13 protein-coding genes and 2 tRNA genes are annotated in these 15,168 nt (G+C 61.3%); 2 read left to right on the forward strand and 13 right to left on the reverse strand.

Annotation, left to right across the window (positions count from 1 at the left end):
• From M0954_RS09865 to M0954_RS09875, 3 genes are all read right to left on the reverse strand, one after another.
• Positions 1-625, reverse strand: a 625-nt coding sequence (locus M0954_RS09865) for a hypothetical protein (RefSeq protein ID WP_297352921.1), incomplete at its 3' end; no start/stop codon positions are given.
• A 315-nt stretch (positions 626-940) separates the two neighbouring features.
• Positions 941-2,554: a hypothetical protein gene (locus tag M0954_RS09870; RefSeq protein ID WP_297352923.1), complete on the reverse strand. Its 1,614-nt coding sequence runs from the start codon at positions 2,552-2,554 to the stop codon at positions 941-943.
• Positions 2,542-3,405, reverse strand: coding sequence for a hypothetical protein (locus M0954_RS09875; protein ID WP_297352925.1), 864 nt, complete (start codon positions 3,403-3,405; stop codon positions 2,542-2,544). The genes M0954_RS09870 and M0954_RS09875 overlap by 13 nt, the downstream gene beginning before the upstream one ends.
• Positions 3,406-4,186: 781 nt before the next feature.
• Here M0954_RS09875 and M0954_RS09880 point away from each other — a divergent pair.
• Positions 4,187-5,596, forward strand: a complete 1,410-nt coding sequence (locus M0954_RS09880; protein ID WP_297352927.1) for a PLP-dependent aminotransferase family protein — start codon at positions 4,187-4,189, stop codon at positions 5,594-5,596.
• 32 nt (positions 5,597-5,628) lie between these two features.
• Here M0954_RS09880 and M0954_RS09885 read toward each other — a convergent pair whose 3' ends face one another.
• Genes M0954_RS09885 through M0954_RS09895 form a run of 3 tightly spaced genes read right to left on the reverse strand, consistent with a single transcriptional unit; the run spans position 5,629 to position 8,670 of the window.
• Positions 5,629-6,528 carry a PhzF family phenazine biosynthesis protein gene (locus M0954_RS09885; protein WP_297352929.1) on the reverse strand — a complete coding sequence of 300 codons (900 nt, stop codon included), beginning with the start codon at positions 6,526-6,528 and terminating at the stop codon, positions 5,629-5,631.
• A gap of 19 nt (positions 6,529-6,547) precedes the next feature.
• On the reverse strand, positions 6,548-7,600 hold the full coding sequence (locus M0954_RS09890) for a low specificity L-threonine aldolase (protein ID WP_297352931.1): 1,053 nt from the start codon (positions 7,598-7,600) through the stop codon (positions 6,548-6,550).
• A complete protein-coding gene (locus tag M0954_RS09895) occupies positions 7,597-8,670 on the reverse strand; it encodes a carbon-nitrogen hydrolase family protein (protein ID WP_297352932.1) in 1,074 nt (357 codons plus the stop codon). Before M0954_RS09895 ends, M0954_RS09890 begins: the two co-directional genes overlap by 4 nt.
• Positions 8,671-8,910: 240 nt before the next feature.
• Between M0954_RS09895 and M0954_RS09900 the strand changes: the two genes are divergently transcribed.
• Complete coding sequence (locus M0954_RS09900; RefSeq protein WP_297352934.1) at positions 8,911-11,106, forward strand: ATP-dependent helicase; 2,196 nt, start codon at positions 8,911-8,913, stop codon at positions 11,104-11,106.
• A gap of 33 nt (positions 11,107-11,139) precedes the next feature.
• Here the strand turns inward: M0954_RS09900 and M0954_RS09905 are convergent, their stop codons facing one another.
• From M0954_RS09905 to M0954_RS09935, 7 genes are all read right to left on the reverse strand, one after another.
• Entirely contained in the window at positions 11,140-11,916 is a 777-nt protein-coding gene (locus M0954_RS09905) for a DUF4088 family protein (protein WP_122152067.1), read from the reverse strand.
• 276 nt (positions 11,917-12,192) lie between these two features.
• Entirely contained in the window at positions 12,193-12,516 is a 324-nt protein-coding gene (locus M0954_RS09910; protein WP_297352936.1) for an AzlD domain-containing protein, read from the reverse strand.
• On the reverse strand, positions 12,513-13,181 hold the full coding sequence (locus M0954_RS09915; protein ID WP_133893050.1) for an AzlC family ABC transporter permease: 669 nt from the start codon (positions 13,179-13,181) through the stop codon (positions 12,513-12,515). Before M0954_RS09915 ends, M0954_RS09910 begins: the two co-directional genes overlap by 4 nt.
• A gap of 190 nt (positions 13,182-13,371) precedes the next feature.
• Positions 13,372-14,199 (reverse strand): AraC family transcriptional regulator, encoded by an 828-nt coding sequence (locus tag M0954_RS09920; RefSeq protein ID WP_297352938.1) that lies wholly within the window; start codon positions 14,197-14,199, stop codon positions 13,372-13,374.
• A gap of 62 nt (positions 14,200-14,261) precedes the next feature.
• Positions 14,262-14,741 carry a CreA family protein gene (locus M0954_RS09925; protein WP_297352939.1) on the reverse strand — a complete coding sequence of 160 codons (480 nt, stop codon included), beginning with the start codon at positions 14,739-14,741 and terminating at the stop codon, positions 14,262-14,264.
• Positions 14,742-14,957: 216 nt separating this feature from the next.
• A tRNA-Asn gene (locus tag M0954_RS09930) sits at positions 14,958-15,033 on the reverse strand.
• Positions 15,034-15,092: 59 nt separating this feature from the next.
• A tRNA-Asn gene (locus M0954_RS09935) sits at positions 15,093-15,168 on the reverse strand.

Consider the following 15,168-nt stretch of genomic DNA (forward strand, 5'->3'; position numbering starts at 1 on the left):
GGGGGCGCCCCCCCCTGGGCCCCGGGCCGGCGGGCCACAACCCGGGGGGGGGGGCGGGGGGGGGCGCCGGACTCTGTGAGCCGATGATGCTTGCCTTGCCACTCGCAAACTGGCCGTTCGTCCATATTCCATCCTGAACTTTTATTCCGTCGCTTTGGTATACGTACGCGCGACCGACACCACTGAATACATTGCCGGCGAAATTTCCGCTATAGCGGATGATGGGAATCCCGCTGGTATCGCTTTCATAGGTTCCGAAGCCATTAGCGACTTCATCGGTCACAGTAACTTGCTCGTGGACGTGCATGTTGAGCGATCTCTCGTCCAGCACCATCGCGCCCTGGAAGAGTCCATTCACCGCTGTCCCGCTTACAACCAGTTCCGTTCCATCCATTTCGTGCCATGCTGCGGTGCCTTGTCCTGCTGCGAAGCCGTGCGAACATGTGCCACTCCAGTCGACCGACTTCCCCGCGTTAGGCCACAGGGCGTAGATCTGGCAATCTTTTCCGTTGACGTTTGCCCAGTGCAGATCGCTGGCATCAATAACGGTGTTGCGAGCGCCCTGCGTGCTACAAGCTGCCAGCAGCACGAGGAACATTGCGTAGATAAGCCTGACATTGGACATTTTCGATCTCGGTATCGATAGTCTTACAGAGCTGAACCCGTTTCACTGCAAAAGACCTGCATTCCCAAGGCATATCGCGCGCTCTCGTGCCTGCCGATGAGCGCCGAATTCAAAACACGAACGTAATTCGCGCGAGATCCCAAACGCCGAAAGGCGATGTTCTACAGGCAAGGAACTGTACTCAAGCTTGCTTCAAACCATGTACGAACGAAGTTGGCCCGCTAATATTTACTAAGTAGTCCAATTCGATAATTTTGAATGTTCCTGTTGATGACAGCGACGAAACGTCATCTGCGCCCATTTACGGAGGGCCCACTATCCAAAAGTAAAGCTGTGCAGGAGGTGCGTCCGGATGAACTCGTTGACTGGCCAGAAGAACGGCTGGGCTTGAATGACCCATCGGCACGTCCATTCAGCCACGGTCCCATACTTCTGAGTGACGTGATCATTGAAAAATCCATACAGAGGCGAGTTGGTCACTTCATTTGGGAAGAGGAATGCGGTCAGAGCGAGACAAACCACGAAGCACGCAATGGCGGGAGTAAAAACGCCGTGCCGTAAGGTCTTTGATCGTTGATTTCCAGCGCGACGGCTGTTCCATTGATACACGCAAAGGTGGCCGACGTAGTTCATCGATTTGAAAATGTGCAGCAGGGCGCCAGCTATGGAGAAAGCAAGCGCTATCGGCGGAACAATCAATGCCGCGATTGCGTCCCGACCTTCCGTCTCTTTTTCTCCCCCATCACCGTAGTCTCTTCCCGGCGCATTCAGGTTCTTGACCTGCTGTTCGGCGACGGCGGCTACGACTGGATCGTAGACAGCTTGCAGAAACGGTGCATCGGTGAGCTTGTAGCTCAGCATAGTTGTCGTGGGAAGATCAAGGATCTCATGCCACCGCTTCTGAACAACAGGCAAGCGCTCGAACTGGTCGAAGCTCAACCCTTGCGGTATGGATTGCCCAAAAGCTGCCGTCGTCGCGCTGGCATACTTTGTTTGGGCGATGGGTCTTGCGTTACGTAGATAGGAAGCAGAGAACGTGTTCATGTCATCCGGAGACCAATTCTCCGATACCTGCGCACCCATAGCGCGGGCGAGCTGGAACGCGGCAGCATGTCCGGCGACCGTTGTGTTGTCGGGCGTGTATCCGGTCTCCTGAAGCTTCTGTTTATAAGTCGCCCAGGCGATCGACGGATCGGTGGCGTCGGCGTACGCATTGCATGCGTCGACGTAGCGGTTATACATGGCCTCGATAGCCCGCACGCTCTTCGAGAAGGTCGTTTTGTAGAACGTTGCCGGATCTCCGATCTGGTCCGGCACCTGTGAGCGGATGGCATCTCCCAGTCCGACGTCGATTTTTTGCTCGACACCATCGATAGAGTTGGCCATGAAGGGCAACAGCGAGAGAAAGGATTTTCCTTCCGGGCTGTTGATGACATCTCCGGTGAGGGGGACGCCGCTGATTTCCACTCTGCGCCGGATAGCGCTACGCTCGATTATCCTGAGCTTCGCCGCAATTCTGCGGTCGTCGCCCGTCGATTGATTGACGAAGTGATCGATGATGCTGCTCTGAAGTTGCCACATTCCAATGCCACAGAAAGCGGCAACCAGAACCATGAGTGGCAACGTCTTGCTGAGCGGCCAGCCCCGGCGTTTGGCAAACGGCATCAACCAGATACCCCAAACGGCGAGCGTTGCCGCGACGCCTGATATACCTCGACCCCAGTACTCGGTTGCATGTACCACGTTGCGCGGCGCGTCGCTCCCGGTTACATCGAGCAGCCGTGCGTTGAAGCTCAGTTCAACAATCAGGTAGACGATGGTCAGGAAAGTGATGATGTACATGTATCGAGGAGCACGCTCCGCGATATTGCCGCTTTCCGTCAGACTGGCAGGGCGCTCGTTTTGCCCAGAGACATTCACTGCGCGCATGTCGAGCCGTCCGCAAGACAGATATGTGTGGCTTCATGTGCATCGCGTGCTGTCATCGAGAAGCTCATCGCGACCTTGCTGACATACTGGAGACGTTTGGCCGGTGCCTGCTGCGGGGCAGTACTGCTGGGTCCGGACGCGCCAGCCTGCACCGAGGGTGTGGCTTTTGGTGGCTTTACCGGGCGCGGTTTAGACCGCGTCGTGTGCGACGGGGCCGAAGACAGCCCACTCTGATTGTCCTGCGCGGACGAAGGGTTGTTACCGCCGGACGACGCGCTTGCAACGCTGGCGCTGCTGGACGGCGAGAGGCCTTGGGCAGGGCGGTTAGCCAGCAGTGACGATTGAAGTATCGGACCAGCAACGCGAGTGTTAGACATCCACCACCAGCGGGGGTCCGGCACGCTCTGTTCGACAACCGTCACACCACTACCGTCGCTGGTAAAGTGAACATCATGGTCGCACGGCTGGATCCGCCGGCCAAAGTACGTCTTGTCAGGGTTGATGTTAAGAAGGATGTAGCTGTACTGACACTCCTGTGTTGGAGCAGAGATGACGGTAATTGTCGATGTGCCAACGCGGTACGTGTCCCTGAGCGACACGCTGACAACGTCCTGCGGCAGGAAGATGACCGGCTTGGAAAAGTCAACGTGGCTAAGATTGTTTTGCACGGAATAGGGAAGGCCGAGTCCCTTGACGAGCTCCATTTTGCCAATTGCCGAATCGAACTGACCGAACGTCTTGAAGAGAAGAGTGTCCCCATGCGGGTCAAGGCCGTTCGGCGTCGCCACACAACCGCTAATGAGAAGCGACAGCGCCCACGAGGCGATGAACATCAGAATCAGGCGTGCCATGGTGCGTATGCCTTATGAAAGTTACATCGACCACATGTGACGACTGTATGCAGCAAAATCCCCTGACCCCCCCACCCCCTGACCCCCTGACCCCTAGATCAGCCAGACAGATATGGTGCTCGGGAGGCTATCTCGGGACCTCGAAAGTTATCTGCGAAGCTTACGATTTTGATGCGTTTTTCTTTCAAGATGCCAATGAGCGCAGACAATCGACTCCCAAAGGAAGCTATGCACTTCGTAGCGCGTGCTGAGTGGAGATTTGCGGACACGTAGCTTGGGGCGCCGTGGGTTGCCTTGAGGAAAGCGCAGACAAATCTTACCGAAGAGGTCGTATGCGTATTGTTCGCTCACGCACGTTTTACCTCCTTCGCCGATTTTCCCGGATCAAGTGACGTTCGAATATCTTTGAATGGACAGAGCTGGGTCATCTCGCTTTTCCAATCATGTCCGGGCCGGGTCATTTGGCAACGACGTCGCGGAGCGCCAGCGGACGGGGAGGCGGGATTGGCGTTGTGTATGACATCAACCACGCGGGCTATTCGCGCTGGCTTCAGCAGCAGAGAGCATGGCGCTAGGGCGACGGCGAGCCGATGGACAGCTCAGGGTCGACTACGGAAGTTCAGTATCGCGGCGTTTGGCCAAGAGGGTTCATTCGTCGTTGGAGTCCAAGGGTATATCTCGCGCCCAGATGCGACACTCCAACGCGCTATGATTACCCCGTTCAAACGCCCCCTTGATTCGGTGACCCTACCTCCCCGATCGCCAACCCCCTTCACCCTCCATGCCCACTTCACCCACCTTCCTGCACGTTTCGCTCGCCTCTCGCCTGATGGACGAAATTGAGCACGGACTTTGGGCCGCGGGCCAGCGTCTTCCATCCGTTCGCGAGATGAGCCGGCGTTGTGCCGTTAGCGTGACGACAGTACTCGCGGCCTACCGGGCACTTGAAGACCGGCAAGCCATCGAAAGTCGTCCACAAAAAGGCTTTTATGTGCGCGCCGGCGCTTCCAGACGCGATGTGTTGCCTCGGGCGCCTGCCATGATCGTCGATGCGGAGGTCTCCCACGCTGCGTTAAACCGTATCGACGACACCGCGCATTTCGTCTCCTTCGGCACGGCGCTGTGCGAGAAGGAACTGTTTCCTGTTGGCGCGTTATCGCGCAGCATTGCTTCGGCTGCCCGCAGGCATGGTGAGTTGCTGACGGAAGTTTCGTTTTCCTCAGGATCGAAACATCTGCGCGAGAGCCTGGCCTCTCATGCACGAACATGGAATTGCAGTCTTGCCGTGGACGACATCCTGGTGACGAACGGCTGTATTGAGGCATTTGGCCTGTGCCTTCAGGCCGTTGCTCAGGCGGGAGATGTCATCGTCGTGGAATCGCCGGCGTATTACGGGTTCTTGTCGACGATTGCGCAGCTCGGCATGCTAGCCATCCCGCTGCCGTTCCATTCCGATCCCGCGCGAGCCTTGGCAGAGGTTGAACGGCTGGCAGGGCGGCGGCGAATCGGCGCGTGTCTGATGTCGACGAACGTTAGTAATCCAAACGGCGCGAGCATGGATGACGAGATGAAACGCGAACTGGTCGAAGCGCTCGAACGCTTGGAGATTCCGCTCATCGAAGATGCAACCTTCAGCGATCTCCACTTCCAGGCAACGCAGCGTGCCGCCAAATCATATGATCGATACGGGAACGTATTGCTGTGCAGTTCGTTGACCAAGACGCTTGCGCCGGGCTTGAGAGTTGGCTGGGTGTCCGGCGGACGGCATCACGAGCGGCTCGTAGCGGTGAAACGAACGATGAGCGTCGGGCAGCCCCTGTTAATCCAGGAAGCGATTGGTGACTATCTTGCCGCTGGGGGCTATCAGCATCATTTGCGTCAGCTAAGAAACCAGTGTCGTCTACAGGTGGCCGAGACCATGGCTCAGGTGCAGAGTACGTTTGGTCCAGGCACCGAGGTCAGCATGCCGAGCGGCGGCTATCTGCTATGGATTCGGCTACCGGGCGAGGTCTCGGCCATGGCGCTTTATCGTCGCGCCCTCGATGACGGTATCGCCATTGCGCCAGGCACGCTGTTTTCCCCCACGGGCGCATTCAGTGATCATGTGCGTGTGAATTGCGGGTTTCGCATGACGAGCCGCCGTAGTGATGCGCTGGCCCGATTGGGTCAGATGGTACGCGAACTGCAGTAATTTCGCGCGTATCGGAAGTATCGGAAGTTACCTCAAGGAAAACGGAAGTTGCCCGCCGATATCGTCACGGCAAAGCCGCCAATTTCGATGCGTCGATCCTGATCCGGACCCTCCCAGAAGACGCGACCCGCGCGACCGACGTGCCGTCCCTGGCTAATGATGCCGTCGGCGCAGCCCGCTCGCCAGTCGTTCCGGTAGGCGACCCACGCCGCAGCGCAAGCGTTCCCACCCCCGCATACGGCGTCTTCCGGCACGCCGATAGCGGGCGCGAACGACCGCACCTCGAAGTTCGCGTCGCCGCCTTGTTCGTATCCCAGCACGGTGACGCCCGAGACCCGGTACCGCGCGCTTAACGCTTGCACCCGTTCCATGTCTGGCGTCAGCACGTTGACATCCGATGCACTGGCCAGCTCGACGACGAGCCATCGTGCACCAGCGTCGACAAGCGCAACCTGCGCTGGCGCTCCTGTGCATCCGAGCGAGTCGAGAACGGCTGCGTGGCCCGCGTCATCCAGGCGTTCTACTGTCGGCACCGGCGTGCGAAATGAGATCCTCCGCTGTGCACCGATCGAGGTGACGCGCATGTCGATACGCCCAGCGGGGCATTGCTGCACGAATCGTCCATGGGTGGGCTCAATGGCCCCTTCCTCCAGCAACACATGTGCGGTACCGATCGACGGATGGCCGGCGAACGGCAACTCGCACAACGGCGACCAGATTCTCACGTTGTAATCGGGCCCGTTATCCGTAGGACTGCGTGGCTCCTGCGGCAAGACGAAGACCGTTTCCGGCATACCGGTCCAGCGCGCGATTCGCAACATGAGCTCGGGTGGCAGTCGGGTCCCGGGGACGATCACGGCCACGGGATTGCCCCGAAAGGTATCTTGCGTAAAAACATCGACGAGGAAGAGGCTGGGTTGCGATGTGATCATGGTGGGCGTATTCAATCAGCTATGAAGCGTGAGCTGCAAGTTCGCGTGCAAGGTCATTCAGCATGCCTGCCGCTGCGACGATCTGATCGCGCGTCACGTCGAGATGTGTCGTGGCACGCAGACGCCCGTCGGATAGCGCACGAAGACGCACACCACGCTGCAACGCACGCTCGACGAAGGTGACCGTATTGACAGGCAAGCCTTGCACTTTGAACAGAATCAGATTTGTGATCGGGCTTGGCGCTTCGAACGCGAAGTAGGGTTCGCTGGCCAGCAACCTGACGAACAGCGCTGCGTTGGCGTGATCGTCGGCAATGCGTGTCACGTGATGATCGAGCGCATAGAGCGCGGCCGCGGCCATGATTCCGGACTGCCGCATCGCACCGCCGAGCCGGTACTTCCATGTCCATGCGTCGCGGATGAAACGGGTGTCTCCGCACAAAACCGCGCCGAACGGACATCCCATTCCCTTGCTGAAGTCGACCCACGCGCTATCCCACCCGGCGGTATAGGCCTTCAATGGCACGCCGGCGGCGGCACTTGCGTTGAAGAGTCGCGCCCCGTCGATATGCGTGCGCAAACCAGCGTCGAGCGCGGCATCGCGAACGCCGTGGAGCACGTCGATAGGCCACACTGCACCGCCGCTGAAGTTGGTGGTCTGCTCAATGCTGACCATCGCAGAGCGAGGGGCCGTTCGGGATGGCTCCCGGATCGCAGCCCTGCATTCATCCGCAGTGAAGATGCCGTCGCGAGTCGGGATCGGATTAATCGCTACCCCTGCGATCGCCGCGGCGCCTGCGCCCTCGGTGGTACAGATGTGCGACTGCGCGTCGGCAATGAGTTCGTCGCCGGGACGGGCATGCACAAGCGTCGCGACTAGGTTGCACATCGTTCCCGACGGCATGAAAACCGCCGCCTCGAAACCCAGAAGCTCTGCGACCCGGATACACAACTCGCGCGTCGTGGGATCTTCGTCCATCTGCTCGTCGCCCACCTTCGCTGTAGCCATGGCGGCTCGCATGCCTTCGGTGGGCGCGGTCTGCGTATCGCTGTAAAGATCGATCAGTTTCATGGTCTTTTCGCACCGTCGACCGACTCGACCGGCCATGCCTCTTCCGGGGAAGTTGACCCTAGGCCGGACAGATCGTCGTATTCGACGCCGGCCACGCCATCGCTGAATTCGGCCGGGGTGAGCGCGCGGCGGTTCACTTTCAACTGGAACACATCGAAGCGGTTGTAGTAACCGACGACGTCCTGAAACTGTTTGGGTATGACGCACTGCTTGAGATCGATATCGGCGTAGACAATGCCTTCTTCATCCCGCAGCGTATCGCTGATGACTGTGCCATTCGGTCCGAAGATCATCGACACGCTCTTGGGCGACTCCTCGAGCAGTTGCCGTGCACGCGCATTGTCGCGGGCGATCAGGTCGATCGCCTCGGGCGGCAGGAATCCAGAGGCGACGATGTTGAAAACCTTGCCCTCGAACGCATGAGCCCCTGCTCGCAACCGTATGGCTGCCTCGAGATCGTAAGATGCCTCGCCCGGCGGATGGGTCGGCCACCGCGGCGAAAATGATGAAATATGCACATTCTCGCCTTGGGCCAGCAGCGCGAAGCGAGCGAGAGAATTGGTGTTCTCGCCACAGACCAGCGCGCCTATTCGTCCGGCCTTGGTCTCGACGACCCGCAATCCGCTGCCATCCCCATTCGCCCATGTGAGCTTTTCCCAATAGGTCGGCACCAGCTTGCGATGGCGGTTCAATATGCGTCCGTCGTCTCCGATCAGGAGGTTGGTATCCCAGACGCACGCAGGACTGATGCGCGTGCCCTCGTTGATGCCGATCGAGACGATCACCCCGTGGCGCCTCGCAGCTTCCTGCAAGCGGGCGACCTCCGGCCCAGGAACCTCGATTGCGCTCGATGCGAGTTTGAAAAAGAAGTCGTGCACGTCGACTGGTGCGTAGACGCCAGACCAGACCGGGAACGAAGAGACGAAGGCTTCGGGAAACGCGATCAGTTCGGCCCCGTTGCCGGCAGCTTCGGCGATCAGGGCGCACGCCTTGTCGATTGTGCGTGGGGTATCGAAGTAGTACGGCGCGACGTGGCAGGCGGCGGCCCGGAAAGCGGGGTAGGTTTTCATGGGGGCTGGATGAGTTGGAGGGCAGTGACATTGTGTGGAAAGGGCCCGCTGGCGTCGATATACAGCACCCGGCGAAAACGCTATGACAGTCTGTAATGAGGGACCTAAAGAGGTACCTAAAGGCGCATCGCGCCGAAAAAAGGGCGCTTGTCGTTGTCGGTTGTATGGATATACAGTATGCGGCGCCGCGCTGTTTTGCAGCCCACGCCCCTGTAACCCTCTACCTACCGCCCAGACACCGTGCTCTCCGTTGCCGAACCCGCGCCGTCCGATACCGCAGCCTGGCTGGCCAAGCTCAATGACGCGCAGCGCGAAGCCGTCGAATACGACACCGGCAATGTCACGCAGCCGACCGGCGCCTTGCTGGTCATCGCCGGCGCGGGGTCGGGCAAAACCAATACCTTGGCGCACCGCGTCGCCAATCTGGTCGTCAAGGGCGTCGATCCGCGCCGCATCCTCCTGCTGACATTTTCACGCCGGGCCGCAGTCGAAATGACCCGGCGGGTGACGCGCATCGCGGGGCAGGCGTTGGGCGCGCGGGCCGCGGTGGCGCAGGGTCTGACCTGGTCGGGCACGTTTCACGGTATCGGCGCCCGCTTGCTGCGCGAATATGCCGAACTGATCGGCCTCGCGCCTACGTTCACGATCAACGACCGCGAGGATTCCGCCGACCTGATGAACCTCGTGCGGCACGAACTCGGGTTGTCGGCGAAGGAACGGCGTTTTCCATCGAAGGGCACGTGCATTGCGATCTACTCGCGCGTCGTCAACACCGGCGCGGCGCTGGCGGACGTGCTGAACGACGCGTTTCCGTGGTGCCGCGAGTGGGAGGCGGATCTGCGGATGCTGTTTGCCACCTACGTCGACGCCAAGCAGAAACAGAGCGTGCTCGACTACGACGATCTGCTGCTCTACTGGTCCCTGATGGCCGAGCAACCGGCGATCGCCGCTGACCTCGCGGGCCGCTTCGATCACGTGCTGGTGGACGAGTATCAGGACACCAATCGCCTTCAGGCGTCCATCCTGCTCGCGTTGAAACCCGACGGCCGTGGCCTGACCGTGGTGGGTGACGACGCCCAGTCGATCTACTCGTTTCGCGGCGCGACGGTGCGCAACATCCTCGATTTTCCGGGCCACTTCAATCCGCCCGCAAGACAGGTCACGCTCGAACGTAACTACCGCTCCACGCTGCCGATTCTGGCGGCGTCGAACGCGGTGATCGAACTCGCCAGCGAGCGCTTCACCAAAAACCTGTGGACCGACAAGGCATCCGCCCAGCGCCCGCGCCTGGTCAGTGTGGCGGACGAAGCCGATCAGGCGCGTTACGTAGTCGAACAGGTGCTCGAGGCGCGCGAGGCCGGCATGAAGCTGAAGGCGCAAGCGGTGTTGTTTCGAGCTGCGCACCACAGCGCCGCGCTGGAGATCGAACTGACCCGGCGCAACATTCCGTTTGTGAAATTCGGCGGCCTCAAGTTTCTCGACTCGGTGCACGTGAAAGACGTGCTTGCCGTGTTGCGCTGGGCGGAAAATCCGCGTGATCGGGTGGCGGGGTTTCGGGTCACGCAGCTGTTGCCGGGCGTCGGGCCGGCGACTGCCGCGCGCGTGCTGGATGCGGTGGCCGAAGGGGCGAGAAAGCTTGCCGGCCCCGTGAGGGCCGAGGGGGCTGGGACCGTCGGCAACGCCAGGACATCAGGCGATGCGACGCACAGCGTTTCCGGCGCGACGGCCAATGCGCTGGCAGCCTTCGCACCGCCGCCGCGCACACTGGAAGACTGGCAGCCATTCGTCGCGCTCATGTCGAGCGTATGCGGCTCAGGTTCGTCGTGGCCGGCTGAGTTCGAACGGGTACGGCGCTGGTACGAACCTCACCTCGAGCGCAATCACGAAGACGCGGCCATCCGTCATGCGGATCTGCTGCAAATGGAGAGCATCGCTGCCACCTATGCTTCGCGCGAGCGCTTCCTGACCGAGTTGACGCTCGACCCGCCTGACGCCACCAGTGACGAATCCGGCGTACCCATGCTCGACGAGGACTATCTGATCCTGTCGACCATCCATTCGGCGAAAGGGCAGGAGTGGCGCAATGTGTTCGTGCTGAACGGGGTGGACGGTTGCATTCCGTCGGATCTTGGCACTGGCAGCGAGGCGGAGATCGACGAGGAGCGGCGCCTGCTGTACGTGGCGATGACGCGTGCGAAGGAGGATCTTCACATCGTCGTGCCGCAGCGCTTCTACGTGCATAATCAGACGCATCTGGGCGATCGGCACGTGTGGGCCTCGCGCACGCGGTTCATCCCGGCGCACCTGCTGCCGCTCTTCGACGTCCATGCCTGGCCGCGCGTGCCCGAGCCGGTTGCGCCGAGCGTGGCGGGACTGGCCGCGGCGGCGCAAGCGAAGCTCGAAATTGCTGCGAAGCTGAAAAAGATGTGGGACTGAGTGCGGGCGGGGTGTTCCGTCACCCCACTCCGTTTAGCGTGACTGTTGGCGCGGCTGTTGTTGCTGTGGCTGCGGGCGGGGCGGCGGCGTAAAGAAGGCGCGTAGCCACGCCGCGAGCCGCGAGAAAATATCGTACGGCTCTTCGACGAAGATTTCCGGCTTCAGCAGGCGCAAATATTCCATGATCTGCTGCGCTTCCTGTTTCTGGAACGAGCCGTGCGAAATGCCCAGCCGCAACAGGCCGCGCAGCTCGCCGAGCTTTTCGCGCGAGGTGCTGCCGATGCTCGTCTCACACGCCACTTTGGCTTCATAGACCCGCTGCCGCAGCGACTCGACCAGCCTCCATGCCGGCGTCTGCATGGTCTCTTCGAGAGTCTGGATATCCTGCGCCGCGCTCTTGATCTGCGCTGCGAGCGGATCCACCAGCGACGCATCGCCATCCGATTCCTTGACGATCGCCGCCGCCCAGTCGTGGCACTGCTTGGCCAGTTCCTCGGGGGTCCATTCGGAGCGCGAGGCGAAGCCAAAACCGAACTCCGATGCCTGCTGCATCAGGATCGCGACGACATCCGGGAATTCCTTGTCCAGCGTGCGTTTGGCCCATGCGTACTGGCCGCCCTGCAACATCCGCTTCACCGCGTGTTCGGTGAGCGGCACCATGTTGTCGAGCAGCTTGGCGCGCAGAAAATCCTCAAACGACGGCGTGGCGAACTGCGGATCGAGCTTGAGCGAGACGCGCAGAAACGCGTCAAAGTCCTTGCGCAGGTTTGCGACGGTTTCGTCTTTGAGTGAAAGGGTGATTTGACCCATGTCGTATCCCGTTTGGTCCTCCCGCGTTGCATCGCAAAAGTGTCGCCTTCTGCGAACTGCCCCCGTGACAGGGCGACGTCGATGCACGACGCGGTTGATCTTGCTTGTTGCCGCATAACCAGCGGGAGAACTTCCCGGCGAGCGGACCTCGACTGCATAACGGCGGAATAGAGTAAAACTTGAGGGGCAGAGCGTGGGGCTGACGCGTGCTGGCCGTCTGATGCAGCGCCGGTTGCGGCGCTGCACAAGGCCGGCGGTGCAACCAGGTGGCGCGCTCTACTTGAGGACGACGCCTTGCCAGACAAAAAAGACCGCGAGTCCGACCGCAATGGTGAGCAGCGGCCGACGGGTCAGCGCACTGACCGCCACGGCGGCGAGTGCGCCGATTAGCTGCGGATTGTGCCACGTGAGTTCGGCTCCGCCGCCGTGGGGCGAGACGGCCATGGGCACGATGATGGCGGTGAGCACCGTCACCGGCACGAAGCCGAGGGCGGTACGCACGAGCGGCGGGAACACCAGCCGGTCGCCGAGGACGAAAACGGTCGCTCGGATCGTCCACGTGATCAGCGCCATGCCGAGAATCAGGAGGGCGTAGTTCATTGTGCCGCCTCCGCCGTGCGCCGCTGGCTGCCAGGGAACGACAGCAGCACGCCGACCACGACCCCGGCGAACACCGCGCCGAGCAGGCCCAGCTTGTACGGCCAAGCCTGCCAGAAGAACGCCAACGCACCTGCCGTGGCGGCCGCGGCGAAATAGCGTAGCGCGACGAGTTGCGGCACGACGATCGCGATGAAAGTGGCGACCATCGCAAAATCGAGCCCGAGCGACTGCAGACCGGGGAACGCTGCGCCGAACAAAAGGCCGGCGAGCGTCCAGATCTGCCAGTTGAGATACATGGCGAGACCCGCGCCGAGGAAGTAGTACGGGCTCACCGAGCCGGGCGGATGATGCCGGTAGTGCGCCCAGGCGACCGCGAAGACTTCGTCGGTGAGCACACCGCCCAAGGCGAGGCGCCAGCGCAGCGGCAGGTTCGAGACATAGGGCGCGAGCGTGGCGCTGTACAGCACGTGGCGCAGGTTGACGACGAGGGTGGTGGCCAGCACTACGGCGAAGCTCGTATGGCCTGCAATCAGGCCCAGCGCAATAAATTGCGCCGAGCCGGCGAACACGACGAGGGACATCAGTTGCCCGTGCCACAGGTGCAGCGGGCCGGATGTAACGAGAGTGCCGAAGATCACGCCGAACGGCGCAGCGCCAACCATCATCGGGATGATGTCGCGCGCGCCAGCGGTGAATTCAGTGCGTCGGGTATGGGTCAATCTTGCCTCCTTGGTCTGCCGAGGATAGCCGCGGCGGGGTGAGGGAGGCTTGTACGTTCTTGCTATGGTGTTTTGCAGCGGTGCTGTGGTATCACGTGCTGCGGTCTCGCGACCGCAGTTTCCGCGCAGCTTGCGCTCAGGTAGCCCGCCAGCGTCCCGGTGGCACCCCAAACACGCGACGGAAATGCCGGGTGAAATGACTCTGATCGGTGAACCCGCTAGCCGCGGCGACTTCGGTGACGGAGACGCCCGCGCGCAGCGGCGCCAGCGCGCGTTGTAGTCGGACCTGGTTGCGCCACGCATGCGGCGGCAGGCCGGTGCTCTGGGCGAAGAGGCGCGCAGCGTGGAACGGCGACAGGCCTACGGCGCTGGCCAGTTCGCCTAGCTGAAGTGGCGCGGCGAGATCGCCGGTGAGGCGCTCTTTCATGGTCGCGACGCGGGTGTCGTCGACGGCAAGTCGCGCCGGCTTCGTCTGGTTGCCCGAATAGCGCACGAGCAGCATCGACAGGGCATCGAGTATCGCGGCTTCGGCCGCGAGCGGATCGGCTTGTGCTTCGAGCAGGCGGTGAGCGTGCGCGAGCCGTTGCGCGACCTCCACATCGCGGATCACGCCGGGTTCGAACCACGGCAACGGCTGAGGCTGGCCGGCGACGTCGTCCGCGAGTTGCTGGATGAAATCCACCGGCGCGTACAGCACGCGGTAGCGCCAGCCTTCCTCCATCGCCCGTGCACCAGTGTGCAGTTCACCGGGGTTGATGATCGGCACGCTGCCCGCCTCGGCGACGTAGTCCGCGCCCAGATACCGGTAGCATTCGGCGCCGGCGACGATCACCGGGATGGTGTACGCGTCGTGCCAGTGCGGCGAGAACTCGTGGTCGTGATATTCAGCCGTAAGCAGATCCGCGCCGGGCAAAAGCGGCGTACGCCAATAGCGGGCGGAATCGCGGAAACGGGTCACGGTCATGATGGAAATCCAGCTTGGCCTGCCAGTTTAGCGCGAGCAGGCCGTCACCGTACAAGCAGCTTTCACTTGAGCGGAATCGTGGTGCCGGCCGGTACTGCCACTGCGCTGACGCTGTTCTTCGCGCTGCCGCTGGCAACGCGATCGCTGTAGGTCAGATAGACCAGCGAATTGCGCTTCGCGTCGACGATCCGCACCACGTGCAGCGCCTTGAAGATCAGCGACATGCTCACCGAAAACACATCGGATTGCTGCTTGACCGGGCCGGCGAACTTGATCGCGCCTACCTGGCGACAGGCGATCGACGCCTCGGTCGGATCTTCCGCGATGCCGAGCGTGCCCTTGATACCGCCGGTACGGGCTCGCGATACATAGCAGGTGATGCCCTGCACGATCGGGTCATCGTAGGCTTCGACCACCACCCGGTCGGAACCGGTCACATGGAAATTGGTGTTGACGCTGCCCACTTCCTCGCTGTGCGCGAGCGGGGTGAGCAGAGCCGTGGCAACGAGAGCGAACGTGACGCGCAACAAGGTGGATTTCATTGGGATACCGGAGTGATCGGGAATGATCGCGGAGCGAAAGCGCCATCGTATAACGGCAACCGTGACGTGGGTAAATGCGTCTGGGAACTGCTGAAGAAGGGGAGGGGCGAACGCGAAGGGAGCAATGTTGTGGGCGGCAACAAGTGCCGGCGCCGACTAGTGTGGTGCGCGCCGCCCAAAAACAAAAGGCCCGCAAATGCGGGCCTTCGAATCTTTTGGCTCCTCGACCTGGGCTCGAACCAGGGACCTACGGATTAACAGTCCGGCGCTCTACCGACTGAGCTATCGAGGAACAGCAGTACAACCTTTACATAAAAAAGCCCGTTTTGGCTAACGGGCCTTTGAAAATCTTGGCTCCCCGACCTGGGCTCGAACCAGGGACCTACGGATTAACAGTCCGGCGCTCTACCAACTGAGCTATCGGGGA

The organism is Paraburkholderia sp., from assembly GCF_026225065.1.
Taxonomy (GTDB): domain Bacteria; phylum Pseudomonadota; class Gammaproteobacteria; order Burkholderiales; family Burkholderiaceae; genus Paraburkholderia.